Genomic DNA, 17,384 nt, shown 5'->3' on the forward strand with positions numbered 1-17,384 from the left:
CCACCCCGCTGCCCCGGTTCGCTACTCGAACCGGGGCAGCACCTTTTCCGCGTACAGGTGCAGCGAGCGCCACGCCTCGTCGATCGGCATGCCGCCGCACAGCGGGTGCAGCACGATCGCGCCGGCCTGCGCTTCCTCGACCGCCTGGTCGGGCGTGACGAAGCGGTAGACGCCCTCGGCGCGCAGCTCGTCCTTGGTGACGGCCTGCGACTTCACCGCGGACTTGATGTCCGAGGTCTGCCAGGAGGCGTACATCGTCGCCTCGTGCAGGAAGTGATGCCCGAGCTCGGCCCAGGCCTTGTCCGGATCCTCCGTTACGTGCAGCAGCGGGATCCGCTCCGGCGGCATCAGCACCCAGCCCTCGGTGCCGTACTCGGCGCACTTCTCCTCGTAGTAGTCCTGCAGCGCGGGCTGGTGCGAGGACGGGAAGAAGGGCAGCCCCAGGCGGGCGGCCCGGCGGGCGGCGGGCTTCGAGGTGCCGCCGACCAGGAGGAGCGGGTGCGGGCGGGTGTACGGGCGCGGGGTGACGCGGACCGTACGGCCGCGGTATTCGAAGGGCTCCCCGGTCCAGGCCTTGAGGAGGGTCTCCAGGACCTCGTCCTGGGCGGCGCCGCGGTCCTTCCAGCTGACGCCGTGCTGCTCGTACTCCTCGGGCCGGTAGCCGATGCCGGCGACCGTCATGGTGCGGCCGCCGCTCGCCAGGTCCAGGACGGCGAGGTCCTCGGCGAGACGCAGCGGGTCGTAGAGCGGGCCGATGATCGCGCTCGACATCACCTGGATCTTCTTCGTACGGCCGAGGATCAGGCCGGCGAGGGTGAGCGGCGCGGGCAGCCAGCCGTTGGTGGCGCCGTGGTGTTCCTCCACCTGGGCGGTGATGAAGCCGTGGGTGTCCGCGTACTCCGCGAGGTCGACCGCGGCCTTGTAGCGGTCCGACAGCTCGGCGGGGGAGGGCTCGTCGGGGTAGGTCAGATTAAGGCGAAGGGTGCTCAGTGGGGCAGTCACGGCGCGGAAGGTAGCCGCCGTTCCGCGAAGAGTCCATGGGCGGGCGATACTGGGTCGCGTTATGGACATCCTCATCATCGCCATTGTCATTGCCGTGCTCGCCGTCGGGGGCGCGACCGGCCTCGTCGTCGGCTCGCGCCGGAAGAAGCAGCTGCCGCCGCCTCCCGAGGCGCCATCGATCTCTGAGCCGAAGCCGGCCGAACCGGCAGTCGGTGAAGAGGCCGGGGAGGGCGCCGAGGGGCCGCGGCGGACCATCGAGGAGGTGGATCTGCCGGACGGCGGCGGCACCGGCACCGCTGTCGCCGAGCCGCCGGCCGCGCCCGCCGCACCCGAGATCGAGGTGCCCGAGCCGACCGCGGGCCGTCTCGTACGGCTCCGGGCCCGGCTCGCCCGCTCCCAGAACGCCCTCGGCAAGGGGCTGCTCACGCTGCTGTCGCGTGACCACCTCGACGACGACACCTGGGAGGAGATCGAGGACACCCTCCTCGGCGCCGACATCGGCGTGGCGCCGACGCAGGAGCTCGTGGAGCGGCTGCGCGAGCGCGTGGCGGTGCTGGGCACGCGGACGCCCGAGGACCTGCGCGGGCTGCTGCGCGAGGAGCTGATCGCGCTGGTCGGGCCCGACATGGAGCGGGCGGTCGCCACGGAGGGTGGCGTCTCCGCGGACGGCGAGGAGCTGCCCGGCGTGGTCCTCGTCGTCGGCGTCAACGGCACCGGCAAGACCACGACCACCGGCAAGCTCGCGCGCGTGCTGGTCGCGGACGGGCGGTCCGTGGTGCTCGGCGCGGCCGACACCTTCCGCGCGGCGGCGGCCGATCAGCTGCAGACGTGGGGCGAGCGGGTCGGCGCGCGTACGGTCCGCGGGCCCGAGGGCGGCGACCCGGCGTCGGTCGCGTACGACGCGGTGAAGGAGGGCATCGCGGCGCCCGCCGATGTCGTCCTCCTCGACACGGCCGGGCGGCTGCACACCAAGACCGGGCTCATGGACGAGCTGGGCAAGGTGAAGCGGGTCGTGGAGAAGCTCGGCCCGGTGGGCGAGGTGCTCCTGGTCCTGGACGCCACGACCGGCCAGAACGGCCTGGTCCAGGCGCGGGTCTTCGCCGAGGTCGTGGACATCACGGGCATCGTCCTCACGAAGCTGGACGGCACGGCCAAGGGCGGCATCGTGGTCCAGGTCCAGCGGGAGCTGGGCGTGCCGGTGAAGCTCGTCGGGCTGGGGGAGGGCGCGGACGACCTGGCGCCCTTCGAGCCCGAGGCCTTCGTGGACGCGCTGATCGGCGACTGAGCGGCAACTCCTCAGGACGGGCTTGACGCGGTGCCCAGCGCTGCCGTCAAGCCCGTTCTGTCATGCCGCCGCCGACCGGTGGCACACGTACGCAAGGGTCCCCAGCAGCAGTCGCGCATGCGGCGGCCGTCCCGCCGTCTCCAGCGTCGGCGGGCGCATCCAGCGGACCGGGCCGCGGCCGGCCACCTCCGAGGGCGGCGCGGTGACATGGTCGCCAGGGCCGAGGCAGCGGAGGTCGAGCTCCGCGTCGTCCCAGCCCGTGCGGTACAGCAGCTGGGGGAGGTCCTTGGCCGCGCCGGGGGCGACGAAGAAATGCGCGCGGCCGTCCGGGGTCGCCGTCACCGGGCCCAGCGGGAGGCCCATCCGCTCAAGGCGGACCAGCGCGCGGTGGCCGGCGGGGGCGGCGACATCGAGGACGTCGAAGTGCTCGCCCGCCGGGAGCAGCAGGGTTGCGCCCGGGGTCTGCGTCCACGCCGTCGTGACATCGTCGAGGGTGGTGCCCGCCTTCACCGCCGGGGCGTAGTCCAGCGGGTGGTCGCCGGGGGACTCGCAGTCGGAGCGCTCGCAGGAGCACTCGCCGCGCAGCAGGCGGGCGCCCGCCTGGACGTCCCACCCCCACAGGCCGGTGTACTCGGCCACCGCGGTGCATTCGGACGCGCGGGCGCGCCGGGTGGGGCGCCGGTCCGTCAGGCTCTTTCTGGCTGAGGTGCCCCGGATGCCGCCGATCGTGAAGCCCATGCCCCCTCCAACGGGTCTCCGCTGCCGGTGGTTACTGCACCGGCCTTACTCATAGCAGTGTCTCGGTAACTCAGCGTCGTCGGGGAGTCAGTCCGGCGGCGCGAAGTGGCGCAAAGGGGTGGCGCGTGGCGGGAAGTGCGCCTATTCCTTGCCTCAGCCCACCCGGCTTTCCATTGCTGCTCGTCAAGTCAACCGCGCGTTCCCGCCCGGGTGTTCACTCGTAGGGGTGGCGAATGGTGGCGTTTCCGGGATCGCGCTCGCGGGAGAGGTGATCGTAGGATTACTTTCAGTGCACAGGCCCGGGCGGTATGCGTCAGGTGGATATGCCCGCGGCACCCTCGATCGATGCGGGTGGCGGGGTCCGAGCCGGAGTTGAACCGGAATGGGGGCGTGACGAGTGGGCGACGCGAGCAGCAGCCACAGCGGCGCTGACAAGCGCCCGAACGAGCAGCTGACCTCCTGGTTCATGCGCAGTGGCTGGTCCAAGGGCGAGCTGGCGCGGCAAGTCAACCGACGGGCGCGGCAGTTGGGCGCCCATCACATTTCCACCGATACGTCCCGGGTGCGGCGCTGGCTCGACGGCGAGCAGCCCCGGGAGCCGATTCCGCGGATTCTCTCCGAGCTCTTCTCCGAGCGGTTCGGATGCGTCGTCAGCGTCGAAGAGTTAGGGCTGCGGTCCGCGCGGCCCACCCCGTCCGGGCAGGGCGTCGACCTGCCGTGGGCCGGTCCGCAGACCATCCAGATGATCAGCGAGTTCTCGCGCAGCGATCTGATGCTCGCCCGGCGCGGGTTCCTCGGGACCTCCCTCGCGCTGTCCGCCGGGCCCGCGCTCATCGAGCCGATGCAGCGGTGGCTCGTGCCCACCCCGACGGCCGGGCCCGTAGGAGCGCCGGCCGCGGACACCCGGCCGCACAAGCTGTCCGCGCCCGAGCTCGATCTGCTCGAGTCCACCACCGTGATGTTCCGGCAGTGGGACGCGCAGTGCGGCGGCGGGCTGCGGCGCAAGGCCGTCGTCGGCCAGCTGCACGAGGTGACCGACCTGCTGCAGGAGCCGCAGCCGGCCGCCGTCGAGCGGCGGCTGTTCCGCGCCGCCGGTGAACTGGCCGAGCTCGCCGGATGGATGAGCTATGACGTCGGGCTGCAGCCCACCGCGCAGAAGTACTTCGTGCTGGCGCTGCATGCCGCGAAGGAGGCCGGCGACCGGTCCCTCGGGTCGTACATCCTGTCCTCCATGAGCCGCCAGATGATCCATCTGGGGCGGCCGGACGATGCCCTTGAGCTGATCCACCTCGGGCAGTACGGCAGCCGCGACTGCGCCACCGCCCGTACGCAGGCGATGCTGTATGCGATGGAGGCCCGGGCGTACGCGAATATGGGCCAGCCCGACAAATGCCACCGCGCGGTGCGGATGGCAGAGGACGCCTTCTCGGACATCGGCTCCGCGGACCAGGATCCGGACTGGATCCGGTTCTTCTCCGAGGCCGAGCTCAACGGGGAGAATTCCCACTCCTACCGCGACCTGGCCTATGTGGCCGGGCGCAGTCCGACGTATGCGGCACTCGCCCGTCCTGTCATGGAGCGGGCCGTCGACCTCTTCGCGGACGACCGCGAGCACCAGCGGTCGTATGCGCTGAACCTCGTCGGAATGGCCACCGTGCACCTGCTGGAGCGTGAGCCCGAGCAGGCCGCCGCCTTTGCCACGCAGGCGATCGGGATAGCGAAGAGCGTCCGTTCCGAGCGGGTCAACACCCGGCTGCGCAAGACCGTCGGCACCGCCATACGGGACTACGGCGACGTCGGCGCCATCGGCAAACTCGCCGACCAGCTGGCCCGCGACCTCCCCGAGACCGCGGAGGCGGTCTAACCAGAACTCCGGCCGCGGCGGCCGGCCCCGACAGCCCGACTCGGCACCCCCACGCCAGGTCATCAGGGTCACCGCCGCGGCCGGTCACTGCTCTCCTGCGCGGACCGCGATCGGACTGGAGAGTACGGCGGCCCCACACCCGGCGCGCGGCAGTTCATGTCGTCGTAACACCGCGTGCGCCTTCGTCACGGTGGCGAAACATGGTGGGGCACCGGCTGAAACCGCCCTGCGGAAACCTCTTCGCAACCCCGGCCCCACAGAGCCTTGCCCAGGCGAGGCCCTATCCCACCCCTCATCGGGATTACCCGCACGGGCCGCACCGACGACGAGGAGATGCCGATGTCCTCAGGCATCGTGACGCTTGCCGCAGAGGCACCCAAGCTGTCCGCCGCCAACACGGGCTTCATGCTGATCTGTTCCGCCCTGGTGATGATCATGACGCCGGGCCTCGCCTTCTTCTACGGAGGCATGGTCCGGGTCAAGAGCGCGCTGAACATGCTGATGATGTCCTTCATCAGCCTGGGCATCGTGACCATCCTGTGGGTGCTGTACGGCTTCAGCATGGCCTTCGGGACCGACCACGGGTCGGTCATCGGCTGGGAGAACGACTTCCTGGGCCTGAGCGGCCTGGGGATCACCCAGCTCTGGGACGGCTACACCATTCCGGTGTATGTCTTCGCCGTGTTCCAGCTGATGTTCGCCATCATCACCCCCGCGCTGATCAGCGGCGCACTCGCGGACCGGGTGAAGTTCACCGCCTGGGCGCTGTTCATCGCGCTGTGGGCCACCGTGGTCTACTTCCCCGTCGCCCACTGGGTGTGGGGCGCGGGCGGCTGGGCCTTCGAGCTCGGCGTGATCGACTTCGCCGGCGGTACGGCCGTGCACATCAACGCGGGTGCCGCGGCGCTCGGCGTCATCCTGGTCATCGGAAAGCGGGTCGGCTTCGGCCGCGACCCGATGCGGCCGCACAGCCTGCCGCTGGTGATGCTGGGCGCGGCGCTGCTGTGGTTCGGCTGGTTCGGCTTCAACGCAGGCTCCTGGCTCGGCAATGACGACGGCGTGGGCGCGGTCATGTTCGTCAACACGCAGGTCGCCACGGCCGCCGCGATGCTGGCCTGGCTGGCGTACGAGAAGATCAAGCACGGTGCCTTTACGACCCTGGGCGCCGCCTCCGGCGCGGTCGCGGGTCTGGTCGCGATCACCCCGGCGGGCGGGTCTGTATCGCCGCTCGGCGCGATCGCGGTCGGTGCCATCGCGGGTGTGCTGTGCGCCATGGCGGTGGGGCTGAAGTACAAGTTCGGCTACGACGACTCCCTCGACGTCGTCGGCGTCCACCTGGTCGGCGGCGTCGCCGGCTCCCTGCTGGTCGGCTTCTTCGCCACCGGCGGCGTGCAGTCCGACGCGCAGGGGCTGTTCTACGGCGGCGGGCTCGACCAGCTCGGCAAGCAGGCCGCGGGCGTCTTCGCCACCCTGGCGTACTCCCTGATCATGTCTGCCATCCTGGCCCTCATCATCGACAAGACCATGGGCATGCGGGTCAGCGAGGACGACGAGGTCTCCGGCATCGACCAGGCGGAGCACGCCGAGACCGCGTACGACTTCAGCGGTGCGGGCGGCGGCCGCTCGGCGAGCAGCGTGCCGGCCCCGCCGGCCAAGGAGGACAAGTCCGCCAAGCCGGGGAAGAAGGTTGACGCATGAAGCTCATCACCGCGGTCATCAAGCCGCACCGCCTCGACGAGGTGAAGGAGGCGCTGCAGGCCTTCGGCGTCCAGGGCCTGACGGTCACGGAGGCCAGCGGCTACGGCCGGCAGCGCGGCCACACCGAGGTCTACCGCGGCGCCGAATACACCGTCGACCTGGTGCCGAAGGTGCGCATCGAGGTCCTGGTGGAGGACGACGACGCCGAACAGCTCGTGGATGTCGTGGTCAAGGCGGCCCGTACCGGCAAGATCGGGGATGGCAAGGTCTGGGCCGTCCCCGTGGACACGGCGGTCCGGGTACGTACGGGCGAGCGCGGGCCGGACGCGCTCTGAGATAGGAGATCGGGTGGCGGTAACCGAACAGCACGCACAGGACGGCGAGTCCGCCCCCGAGAGTTATGCGGCGGCCCGGCTGCGGCTCCTCACCGATTCCGGGGAGGCGCAGGCCGGGCCGCCGCGGCGCGCGGCCCTCGCGGGCCTTACCGACCGGTGGCTGGCGGCGCTGGTGCACGAGGCGGCCGGGAGCGCTGACGGGGACGGCGCGGTGCGCGGCGTCTCGCTGGTGGCCGTCGGCGGTTACGGGCGCGGCGAGCTGTCGCCGCGCAGCGACCTCGACCTGCTGCTGCTCCACGACGGCTCGCTCGGCAAGGGCGAGCTGGCGGCGCTCGCGGACCGGATCTGGTACCCGGTGTGGGACCTGGGCCTGGCCCTCGACCACTCGGTCCGTACGACATCGGAGGCGATGTCCACCGCGGGCGACGACCTCAAGGTGCAGCTCGGGCTGCTCGACGCCCGGCACCTCGCCGGGGACGCGGGTCTGACCGCCGGGTTGCGTACGGGCGTGCTGGCCGGGTGGCGCAACCAGGCCGCGAAAAGGCTGCCGGAGCTGCGCGAGCTGACGCAGGAGCGGGCGGAGCGCCATGGTGAGCTGCAGTTCCTGCTGGAGCCCGACCTGAAGGAGGCGCGCGGCGGGCTGCGCGACATCACGGCGCTGCGGGCCGTCGCCGCGTCGTGGCTCGCCGACGCCCCGCGCGAGGGCCTGGAGCGGGCGCGGACCTGCCTGCTGGACGTACGGGACGCGCTCCACCTCGCCACCGGGCGCGCCACCGACCGGCTGGCGCTGCAGGAGCAGGACCAGGTGGCGGGGGACCTGGGGCTGCTGGACGCGGACACGCTGCTGCGGGAGGTGTACGAGGCGGCACGGACCGTCTCGTATGCCGCCGATGTCACCTGGCGCGAGGTCGACCGGGTGCTGCGGTCGCGCAGCTCCCGGCCGCGGCTGCGCGGGCTGCTCGGCGGGCGGCAGGGGCAGACCCGTAACGCCGCGGAACGCACCCCGCTCGCCGAGGGCGTCGTGGAGCAGGACGGCGAGGTGGTGCTGGCGCTGTCCGCGCGCCCCGACCGCGACCCGGTGCTGCTGCTGCGCGCCGCGGCCGCCGGGGCGCAGGCCGGGCTGCCGATGTCGCTGCACGCCGTGCGGCGGCTCGCGGCCTCGGTGAAGCCGCTGCCGGTGCCGTGGCCCGCGGAGGCGCGCGAGCAGCTGGTGACGCTGCTGGGCGCGGGCGAGTCCACGGTCGAGGTGTGGGAGGCGCTGGAGGCCGAGGGGCTGATCACCCGGCTGCTGCCGGACTGGGAGCGGGTGCGTTGCCGGCCGCAGCGCAATGCCGTGCACCGGTGGACGGTGGACCGGCACCTGGTGGAGACGGCCGTGCAGGCGTCGGCGCTCACGCGCCGGGTCGGCCGCCCCGACCTGCTGCTGGTCGCCGCGCTGCTGCACGACATCGGCAAGGGCTGGCCCGGCGACCACTCGGTGGTCGGCGAGACCATCGCCCGCGACATGGCCAGGCGCATCGGCTTCGACGCGGCGGACGCGGAGGTGCTGGCCACGCTCGTACGACAGCATCTGCTCCTGGTCCGCACGGCCACCCGGCGCGACCTGGACGACCCGGCGACGGTCCGGGTCATCGCCGAGGCGGTCGGCACCACCGGCACCCTGGAGCTGCTGCACGCCCTCACCGAGGCCGACGCGCTCGCCACCGGCCCCGCCGCCTGGTCGGCCTGGCGCGGCTCGCTCGTCGACGAGCTGGTCAAGCGGGCGGCCGCGGCGCTGGTGGGCGACGGGCCGCCCGAGGAGGCGCCGGCCGCGGCGCCGACGGCGGAGGAGGAGCGGCTGGCCATTGAGGCGCTGCGCACGGGCGGGCCGACGCTGGCGCTGCGGGCCCGTACCGAAGGCCCGGTCGCGGCGGACGAGACGGAGGAGCCGGTCGGCGTCGAACTGCGGATCGCCCTGCCCGACCAGCCCGGCGTGCTCGCCTCGGTGGCCGGGGTGCTGGCCCTGCACCGCCTCGCGGTCCGGTCGGCGGAGCTGCGCCCGGTGGAGCTGCCGGACGTCGGCGGCGACCGGACGGTGCTCCTGCTGAGCTGGCGGGTGGCGGCGGAGTTCGGCTCGCTGCCCGAGGCGGGGCGGCTGCGGGCCGATCTCGTACGAACCCTGGAGGGCTCGCTCGACATCCCGGCGCGCCTCGCGGAGCGCGAGAAGGCCTACCGCCCGCGCCGCCGCAGGGGCGCACCCGCGCCGCCGCCGCGGGTCACGGTGGCACCGGGCAGCTCGCAGCTGGCGACGGTGCTGGAGGTCCGCGCACAGGACGCGCCGGGGCTGCTGCACCGGATCGGTCGGGCGCTGGAGGAGACGGGCGTGCTGGTCCGGAGCGCGCATGTGTCGACGCTGGGGGCGAATGCGGTGGACGCCTTTTACGTGACCGGGCTCGAGGGCGGACCGCTGGGGGAGCTGGAGGCGGCGGAGGTCGCCAAGGGGGTGGAGGGCGCGCTGGGCTGAGCCCACACACCGCCCCCGCACGCACCGGGTGGCGGCCGAGCCTGTGGGTATCCCACTCCCGGACTGCTTCCCCCGCGCCCGGGATACCCTGGGGAGCCGATACCTGCTGCTGACCCGTTAAGGAATGCGACCGCCGTGTTCGACACTCTTTCCGATCGCCTCGAAGCAGCCTTCAAGTCCCTTCGGGGCAAGGGCCGACTTTCCGAGGCGGACATCGACACCACCGCGCGCGAGATTCGTGTCGCGCTGCTGGAGGCGGATGTCGCGCTGCCGGTTGTCCGTACCTTCATCAAGCAGATCAAGGAGCGGGCGCTCGGGGCCGAGGTCTCCAAGGCGCTTAACCCCGGCCAGCAGGTCGTCAAGATCGTCAACGAGGAGCTTGTCACCATCCTCGGCGGCGAGACCCGCACGCTGCGCTTCGCCAAGCACCCGCCGACGGTCATCATGCTCGCCGGTCTGCAGGGTGCCGGTAAGACCACCCTCGCCGGCAAGCTCGGCCTCTGGCTGCAGAAGCAGGGCCACACCCCGATCCTGGTCGCGGCCGACCTGCAGCGCCCGAACGCGGTGAACCAGCTGTCGGTCGTCGCCGAGCGCGCCGGCGTCGCGGTCTTCGCGCCCGAGCCGGGTAACGGCGTCGGCGACCCGGTGAAGGTCGCGAAGGACTCCATCACCTACGCCCGTGACAAGCAGCACGACGTCGTCATTGTCGACACCGCCGGCCGCCTCGGCATCGACCAGGAGCTGATGCAGCAGGCCGCGGACATCCGCGACGCCGTCAGCCCCGACGAGATCCTCTTCGTCGTCGACGCGATGATCGGCCAGGACGCGGTCACCACCGCCGAGGCCTTCCGCGACGGCGTCGGCTTCGACGGCGTGGTGCTCTCCAAGCTCGACGGCGACGCGCGCGGCGGTGCCGCGCTGTCGGTGGCGCAGGTCACCGGCAAGCAGATCATGTTCGCGTCCAACGGTGAGAAGCTCGACGACTTCGACGCCTTCCACCCGGACCGGATGGCCTCGCGCATCCTCGGCATGGGCGACGTGATGTCGCTCATCGAGAAGGCCGAGCAGACCTTTGACCAGCAAGAGGCCGAGGAAATGGCCAAGAAGCTGGCGAAGGGCCCCAAGGAGTTCACGCTCGACGACTTCCTGGCGCAGATGGAGCAGGTCAGGAAGATGGGCTCCATCTCGAAGCTGCTCGGGATGATGCCCGGCATGGGCCAGATGAAGGAGCAGATCAACAACCTCGATGAGAAGGACGTCGACCGTACGGCGGCCATCATCAAGTCGATGACGCCGGGGGAGCGGCAGGATCCGGTCATCATCAACGGGTCGCGGCGGGCCCGTATCGCACGCGGCTCCGGCGTCGACGTCTCCGCGGTGAAGAACCTGGTGGAGCGGTTCTTCGAGGCCCGCAAGATGATGTCGAAGATGGCGCAGGGCGGCGGCATGCCCGGGATGCCGGGGATGCCCGGCATGGGCGGCGGCGCCACGAAGAAGAAGGCCAAGCAGCAGAAGAAGGCCAAGGGCAAGCAGCGCTCCGGCAACCCGATGAAGCGCAAGGCCGACGAGCAGGCCGCGGCGGAGCGCCGGGCGCAGGGCGGCGCCTTCGGGCAGGGCGCGGGTCAGGACCCGCAGAACTTCGAGCTGCCGGACGAGTTCAAGAAATTCATGGGCTGAGCCCGGTAGCTAGCGCGTGCGCGCCACCACGTACCGGAAGACATTCGGCATCCACACCGTGCCGTCCGTGCGCCGGTACGGGTGGATCGCCTCCGTCAGCTCCTTGAGCACCTGCGCCTCGTCCGTAGCCGCCATCGCCGCGTCGAAGTAGCCCGTCGACACCAGCCCGCGCACCGCGCTAGGCACATCCGCGTACCCGAACGGGCACGCCACCCGCCCCGAGCCATCAGGCCGCAGCCCCGCGGACAGCGCCAGGTCGTCCAGGTCGTCACGGCCCGAAGGCCGCCAGCAGCCGCCCGCCGCCGTGGGATCCGCCAGCCGCGAGGCCACCCGCAGCGCCGCCGCCGAGGCGCACCGCTCGGCGGGCCCCCAGTCCGCGAGCACCACCGGGCTGCCGCGCCCGGCGAGCGCCGCCGCCTCGGCCAGGTCGCGGGCGGCCGGGGGCGTGAAGGCGGTCAGCATGGTGTACGGCTCCGGGGCTGCCGCCGGCTCCGCCGCGACCGCCGCCGAGCCCTGCGGCGCCAGCCGCTCCCGCGCCAGCGCCAGCCGCGCCGGGTCGCCCTCCACGCCGCTCACCTCGGCGCCGCGCGCCGCGGCCAGCAGCAGGGCGAGTCCCGCCCCGCAGTCGAGGCCCAGGAGGCGGGTGCCGGGGCCGACGGCCAGGCGGTCGTATACGGCCTCATAGAGCGGCACCAGCATCCGTTCCTGGATCTCCGCCCAGTCCCGCACCCGCGAAGGCGGCTCGGCCGGGAGGGGAGTGGGGAGTGAGGGTGTGTGGTGGTGCTGCCGTACGAGGGTATGTGCCATAGCCGTATGCCCCTGTTCGCCGAGATCATCCGCCTGGTTCCGCCCCCGATGCGCCTTTTTCGATTCCCCCGTATGCCAGGGAACTGCGGATTGCCGCCGCCGTCCAGAGGGCACCGGCGCCGATTGCCAAGGCTTGCCTGAATGGCGTCAATTCGGCCCCCGCAGTCGCATCCGCACGGCCCGTCCACAGCCGATTACCGTCTGCCCCCGCCGCCCCTTTATGCTCTGCGCCATGGCTAAGGCTCCCGTTCTCACCCCCCAGGCGGACGACTTCCCGCGCTGGTACCAGGACCTGATCAACAAAGCCGAGCTGGCCGACAACGGGCCGGTGCGCGGCACCATGGTCATCCGACCGTACGGGTACGGGCTCTGGGAGCGGATGCAGCAGGAGATGGACGCGCGGATCAAGGACGCGGGGGCGCAGAACGCGTACTTCCCGCTCTTTATCCCGCAGTCCTTCCTGACCAAGGAGGCGGAGCACGTCGAGGGCTTCGCCCCCGAGCTCGCCGTCGTCACGCACGGCGGCGGCAAGGACCTCGACGAGCCGGTGGTCGTCCGGCCCACCTCCGAGACGATCATCAACGACTACTTCTCGAAGTGGGTGCAGAGCTACCGCGACCTGCCCCTGCTCATCAACCAGTGGGCGAATGTGGTCCGCTGGGAGATGCGGCCCCGGGTCTTCCTCCGTACGACCGAATTCCTCTGGCAGGAGGGCCACACCGCCCACGCCACCTACGAGGACGCGCGCGACTATGCCGCGCACATCCACAAGAACGTCTACGCGGACTTCATGATCAATGTCCTCGGCATCGACGTGGTCCTCGGCCGCAAGACCCCCAAGGAGCGCTTCGCCGGCGCCATCAACACCCTCACCCTCGAGGGCATGATGCGCGACGGCAAGGCCCTGCAGATGGGCACCAGCCACGAGCTCGGCACCAACTTCGCCAAGGCCTTCGACACGTCGTACCTGTCGAAGGAGGGCAAGCAGGAGATGGTCTGGCAGACCTCCTGGGGCTCCTCGACCCGCATGGTCGGCGGCCTGATCATGTCCCACGGCGACGACAACGGCCTCCGCGTCCCGCCGCGCCTCGCACACGTCCAGGTCGTGGTCATGGCCATCAAGGGCGACGAGGCGGTGGCCAAGGTCCGCGAGCTCGGCGACCAGCTCAAGGCCGCGGGCCTGCGCGTCCAGGTGGACGACCGCATCGACACCCCCTTCGGCCGCCGGGCGGTCGACTGGGAGCTCAAGGGCGTTCCGGTACGGGTCGAGATCGGCCCGCGCGACCTGGAGAACGGCACCGCGATGCTCGCCAGGCGCATCCCCGGCGGCAAGACGCCCGTACAGCTCGACGAGCTGGCGGCGCTGCTGCCGAAGGTCCTGGAGGAGGACCAGGAGCTGCTGCTGCGCGAGTCGCGGGAGCGCCGCGAGGCCCGTACGAGCGACGTCCGGACGCTGGAGGAGGCTGCCGAGGCGGCCGCCGCCGGCGGCTGGGCCCGGATCCCGTGGGCCGACCTCGGCCCCGAGGGCGAGGACAAGCTGGCGCAGCAGGCGGTCAGCGTGCGCTGCCTGATCGCCGAGGACGGGTCGGTGCCGGAGGCCGATGACGCACCCGGTACGGTGGCGATCGTGGGCCGCGCCTACTGAGGGACACCCCCACCTGTCAGGGGCCGCGGCCGGCGGGCGGGAACCGACCGCGGGGCTGCCCCGTCTAAGCGGGGCGACCGGGCGCGTACGGAATTGCTCGCGCTGGGGCGTACACGCCGGGTATGTGCGGGCTTGTTGTTAACTGCGCAACTTGTTTGCAGATCTACGCAGATCAACGCACCCGCCCCTGCTCACCACGCATGAGCGGGTACTGGCAGGTAGGAGCAAATTAATCGGGACGTCCCGGAATCGGAACACTATGGCGCCTTCGCTCGTTGGACACGACGTGAGCACGACACCACCTGTTCTCGCCGCAGAACTGGCACACGCGTGGGCCGAGATCCAACGGCACCACTCGGAGCTGCCGGATCTAGCCGCGCCCGAAGCACTGATCGGAGAGTCCTCGTCCGCCTGCGGATCCGAGCTCTCCTTCGAACGGCTCCTGCACGAAGCTGTCCACGGCATCGCCGCAGCTCGCGGCGTCCGCGACACCTCGCGGGCCGGCCGTTACCACAACCGCCGCTTCCTCTCGATCGCCGAGGAAATGGGTCTGGAGCACTCCGACGAGCCGCACCCGTCCAGCGGGTTCTCGCTCGTGACCCTCACCCCGGAGACCCGGAAGCGGTATCGACCCGCGATCGAGAGACTCCAGCGCGCGCTGAAGGCGCACACCGCGGCCACGGCCTCCGACACGGCACGGTCCTTCCGCGGACCCGCCGCGCGGCATGGCTCGTCCGGCGGCGGGGTGCGGGTGAAGGCGGTGTGCGACTGCGGACGCAATGTCCGGGTCGTGCCGTCCGTGCTCGCCCAGGCGCCGATCGTCTGCGGCGGATGCGGAAAGCCCTTCCGGATTCCGGAGGTGGAGGCGGCCGCGGTGGCCTGATCCGAGCGGGCCTTGGTTGCGGAGGTCTGATCGGGATTCTGGCGGTCACGGTTCGGTACGGGCTGCTGCGGCAGCCTGCGTACGGGGCTGCTGCAAACGTGTGGCACAATGGCTAGCTGTACTCGACAGTCGCACAGGACCCCTCTCTCCTCCGGCTGACGCGTCCATCGGGCACTCGGGTACCGCAACCCCACGCGGCACACTCGCAGGGCTCAACCACGTCAAGTTCAGGAGACACCACTCCCGTGGCAGTCAAGATCAAGCTGAAGCGTCTGGGCAAGATCCGGTCGCCGCACTACCGCATCGTCGTCGCCGACTCCCGTACCCGCCGTGACGGCCGGGCCATCGAGGAGATCGGTCTGTACCACCCGGTGCAGAACCCCTCGCGCATCGAGGTCGACTCCGAGCGTGTCCAGTACTGGCTGGGCGTCGGCGCGCAGCCGACCGAGCCGGTCGAGGCCATCCTCAAGGTCACCGGCGACTGGCAGAAGTTCAAGGGCCTGCCGGCCCCGGAGCCGATGAAGGTCGCCGAGCCGAAGGCCGACAAGCGCGCCCTCTTCGAGGCCGCCGCGAAGTCCTCCGGCGAGGACTCGTCCAAGGGCGAGGCCGTGACGCCGAAGAAGAAGGCTGAGAAGAAGGCCGACGCCGCTGAGGCCGAGGCGCCCGCCGCCGAGTCGACCGAGGCCTGAGGATGCTCGAGGAAGCCCTCGAGCACCTGGTGAAGGGCATCGTCGACAACCCCGACGAGGTGCAGGTCGAACGCCGCAACCTGCGCCGCGGCAGCGTGCTCGAGGTCCGGGTGCACCCCGAGGACCTCGGCAAGGTCATCGGCCGCAATGGCCGGACCGCGCGGTCGCTGCGCACCGTCGTGGGCGCGATCGGCGGGCGCGGGATCCGCGTCGACCTGGTCGACGTGGACGAAATTCGCTGACGCGAGCGCATCGCGTTGGACCGGGGAGACCTTTGCGGGTCTCTCCGGTCCGTTGTTTTCCCGCCCACCCGCCCGTTGCCGCGTGCAGCAGGGGATCGTCGGCTCGGTGACAATGGGGATGCCCGGCGGGCCGGGCTTCGTTCGTACCTCCGGAGGAATTCGTGCAGCTCGTCGTCGCGCGCATCGGGCGCGCTCACGGGATCAAAGGCGAGGTCACCGTCGAGGTGCGCACTGACGAGCCGGAGCTGCGGCTCGGGCCCGGAGCCGTGTTGGCCACGGATCCGGCCTCCCGCGGGCCGCTGACGATCGCCACCGGCCGCGTGCACAGCGGGCGGCTGCTGCTGCGCTTCGACGGGGTGAGCGACCGGACCGGGGCGGAGGAGCTGCGTAACACCCTTCTCATCGCCGACGTGGATCCGGACGAGACGCCCGAGGACCCCGAGGAGTTCTACGACCACCAGCTCGTCGACCTCGACGTGGTGACCGCCGACGGGACCGCGGTCGGGCGGATCGAGGAGATCGCGCACACCCCGGGGCAGGACCTGCTGGTGGTGAAGCGGCCCGACGACTCCGAGGTGCTGATCCCGTTCGTCAACGAGATCGTGCCCGAGATCGACCTCGAGGAGCAGCGGGTCGTGATCACACCGCCGGAAGGGCTGCTGTGAGGCTCGACGTCGTCACGATCTTCCCGGAGTACCTGGAGCCGCTGAACGTCTCCCTCGTGGGGAAGGCGCGGGCGCGCGGTCAGCTGGACGTTCGCGTCCATGACCTGCGGGAATGGACCCACGACCGGCACAACACGGTGGATGACACCCCGTACGGCGGCGGGCCCGGCATGGTCATGAAGCCGGACCCGTGGGGCGAGGCGCTGGACGAGATCATCGGAAGTGGCGCAGAAGAGCCCGTCATCGTCGTGCCCACCCCCAGCGGCCGCCCCTTCACCCAGGAGCTCGCCGTCGAGCTCTCCGGCAAGCCCTGGCTGGTCTTCACGCCTGCCCGCTACGAGGGCATCGACCGGCGGGTGATCGAGGAGTACGGCGAGCGCTGCGACGTGCGCGAGGTCTCCATCGGGGACTACGTGCTCGCCGGCGGCGAGGCGCCGGTGCTGGTGATGGTCGAGGCCGTCGCCCGGCTGCTGCCCGGCGTGCTCGGCAACGCTGCCTCGCACCAGGACGACTCCTTCGCCCCGGGCGAGATGGCGAACCTGCTGGAGGGGCCCGTCTACACCAAGCCGCCCGAATGGCGCGGCCGGGAGATCCCGGAGGTGCTGGTCAGCGGGCACCACGGCAAGATCGCCCGGTGGCGGCGCGACCAGGCCCTGGCCCGTACGACCGAGAACCGGCCCGAGCTGATCGCCGGCTCCGAGGCCGCGAGCTTCGGCAAGAAGGACCGGCAGGCCTTGGCGGAGCTGGGCTGGGCCGAGGGCGAGGACGGCCGATTTTGGCGTCCGGGGCAGGTCGTGGAAGAATAGCCAGGCTGTTCGCCGTCCGACGTGCGCCCCTGCCACAGGGGGATACGACGCCCGTACGACGCGCCAGCCACCGAACACCCACTTACGTATCCGCCGATGACCTGTGGCATGGGCGAAGAAAGCAGAACATATGTCGCACCTCCTCGACAGCGTCGACTCCGCATCGCTGCGCACCGACATCCCGTCCTTCCGCCCGGGTGACACCGTCAACGTCCACGTGCGCGTCATCGAGGGCAACCGCTCCCGTGTGCAGCAGTTCAAGGGCGTCGTCATCCGCCGCCAGGGTGCGGGCGTGCGCGAGACCTTCACCGTCCGCAAGGTCAGCTTCTCCGTCGGCGTCGAGCGCACCTTCCCGGTGCACACGCCGGTCGTCGAGAAGATCGAGCTCGTGACCAAGGGTGACGTCCGCCGCGCCAAGCTGTACTACCTCCGCGACCTGCGCGGCAAGGCCGCCAAGATCAAGGAGAAGCGCGAGAACTGATCGCGCCCGGCCTCGCGCCGGCATTCTTCGAAGAGCCCCGCGGCAGGTGCCGCGGGGCTCTTCG

16 protein-coding genes are annotated in these 17,384 nt (G+C 71.3%); 13 read left to right on the top strand and 3 right to left on the bottom strand.

Going from position 1 to position 17,384, the window contains the following annotated elements:
• Positions 1-21 precede the first annotated feature (21 nt).
• Positions 22-1,002 carry an LLM class flavin-dependent oxidoreductase gene (locus ACNNMR_RS32280; protein WP_419998221.1) on the bottom strand — a complete coding sequence of 327 codons (981 nt, stop codon included), beginning with the start codon at positions 1,000-1,002 and terminating at the stop codon, positions 22-24.
• Between the two features lie 61 nt (positions 1,003-1,063).
• Between ACNNMR_RS32280 and ftsY the strand changes: the two genes are divergently transcribed.
• On the top strand, positions 1,064-2,287 hold the full coding sequence (ftsY, locus tag ACNNMR_RS32285) for a signal recognition particle-docking protein FtsY (protein ID WP_419998222.1): 1,224 nt from the start codon (positions 1,064-1,066) through the stop codon (positions 2,285-2,287).
• A 60-nt stretch (positions 2,288-2,347) separates the two neighbouring features.
• On the opposite strand, the gene ACNNMR_RS32290 is transcribed toward ftsY, so the two are convergent.
• A complete protein-coding gene (locus tag ACNNMR_RS32290; protein WP_419998223.1) occupies positions 2,348-3,025 on the bottom strand; it encodes a bifunctional DNA primase/polymerase in 678 nt (225 codons plus the stop codon).
• Between the two features lie 466 nt (positions 3,026-3,491).
• Between ACNNMR_RS32290 and ACNNMR_RS32295 the strand changes: the two genes are divergently transcribed.
• From ACNNMR_RS32295 to ffh, 5 genes are all read left to right on the top strand, one after another.
• Complete coding sequence (locus ACNNMR_RS32295; protein WP_420000555.1) at positions 3,492-4,889, top strand: hypothetical protein; 1,398 nt, start codon at positions 3,492-3,494, stop codon at positions 4,887-4,889.
• 339 nt (positions 4,890-5,228) lie between these two features.
• Positions 5,229-6,587, top strand: a complete 1,359-nt coding sequence (locus tag ACNNMR_RS32300) for an ammonium transporter (RefSeq protein WP_419998224.1) — start codon at positions 5,229-5,231, stop codon at positions 6,585-6,587.
• The gene (locus tag ACNNMR_RS32305; protein ID WP_419998225.1) at positions 6,584-6,922 is read left to right on the top strand and encodes a P-II family nitrogen regulator; all 339 of its coding nucleotides are present in this window, start codon (positions 6,584-6,586) and stop codon (positions 6,920-6,922) included. The genes ACNNMR_RS32300 and ACNNMR_RS32305 overlap by 4 nt, the downstream gene beginning before the upstream one ends.
• 13 nt (positions 6,923-6,935) lie before the next feature.
• Entirely contained in the window at positions 6,936-9,425 is a 2,490-nt protein-coding gene (locus tag ACNNMR_RS32310; RefSeq protein ID WP_419998226.1) for a [protein-PII] uridylyltransferase, read from the top strand.
• A gap of 135 nt (positions 9,426-9,560) precedes the next feature.
• A complete protein-coding gene (gene ffh, locus ACNNMR_RS32315; RefSeq protein WP_419998227.1) occupies positions 9,561-11,102 on the top strand; it encodes a signal recognition particle protein in 1,542 nt (513 codons plus the stop codon).
• A gap of 9 nt (positions 11,103-11,111) precedes the next feature.
• Here ffh and ACNNMR_RS32320 read toward each other — a convergent pair whose 3' ends face one another.
• Positions 11,112-11,909, bottom strand: coding sequence for an SAM-dependent methyltransferase (locus ACNNMR_RS32320; protein ID WP_419998228.1), 798 nt, complete (start codon positions 11,907-11,909; stop codon positions 11,112-11,114).
• Positions 11,910-12,141: 232 nt separating this feature from the next.
• On the opposite strand from ACNNMR_RS32320, the gene proS reads away from it, so the two are divergent.
• The 7 genes from proS to rplS all read left to right on the top strand — a co-directional run bounded on the left by proS (position 12,142) and on the right by rplS (position 17,320).
• Complete coding sequence (gene proS, locus ACNNMR_RS32325) at positions 12,142-13,554, top strand: proline--tRNA ligase (protein WP_419998229.1); 1,413 nt, start codon at positions 12,142-12,144, stop codon at positions 13,552-13,554.
• A 259-nt stretch (positions 13,555-13,813) separates the two neighbouring features.
• A complete protein-coding gene (locus tag ACNNMR_RS32330) occupies positions 13,814-14,437 on the top strand; it encodes a hypothetical protein (RefSeq protein WP_419998230.1) in 624 nt (207 codons plus the stop codon).
• Between the two features lie 245 nt (positions 14,438-14,682).
• On the top strand, positions 14,683-15,126 hold the full coding sequence (rpsP, locus tag ACNNMR_RS32335; protein WP_419998231.1) for a 30S ribosomal protein S16: 444 nt from the start codon (positions 14,683-14,685) through the stop codon (positions 15,124-15,126).
• A gap of 2 nt (positions 15,127-15,128) precedes the next feature.
• Positions 15,129-15,368, top strand: a complete 240-nt coding sequence (locus ACNNMR_RS32340; protein ID WP_419998232.1) for an RNA-binding protein — start codon at positions 15,129-15,131, stop codon at positions 15,366-15,368.
• A gap of 161 nt (positions 15,369-15,529) precedes the next feature.
• A complete protein-coding gene (rimM, locus tag ACNNMR_RS32345) occupies positions 15,530-16,033 on the top strand; it encodes a ribosome maturation factor RimM (protein ID WP_419998233.1) in 504 nt (167 codons plus the stop codon).
• Positions 16,030-16,839, top strand: coding sequence for a tRNA (guanosine(37)-N1)-methyltransferase TrmD (gene trmD, locus ACNNMR_RS32350; RefSeq protein ID WP_419998234.1), 810 nt, complete (start codon positions 16,030-16,032; stop codon positions 16,837-16,839). Before rimM ends, trmD begins: the two co-directional genes overlap by 4 nt.
• Positions 16,840-16,969: 130 nt before the next feature.
• The gene (gene rplS / locus ACNNMR_RS32355; RefSeq protein ID WP_419998235.1) at positions 16,970-17,320 is read left to right on the top strand and encodes a 50S ribosomal protein L19; all 351 of its coding nucleotides are present in this window, start codon (positions 16,970-16,972) and stop codon (positions 17,318-17,320) included.
• Positions 17,321-17,384 lie beyond the last annotated feature (64 nt).

Source organism: Streptomyces boninensis (assembly GCF_048572725.1).
Taxonomy (GTDB): Bacteria; Actinomycetota; Actinomycetes; order Streptomycetales; family Streptomycetaceae; genus Streptomyces; species Streptomyces boninensis.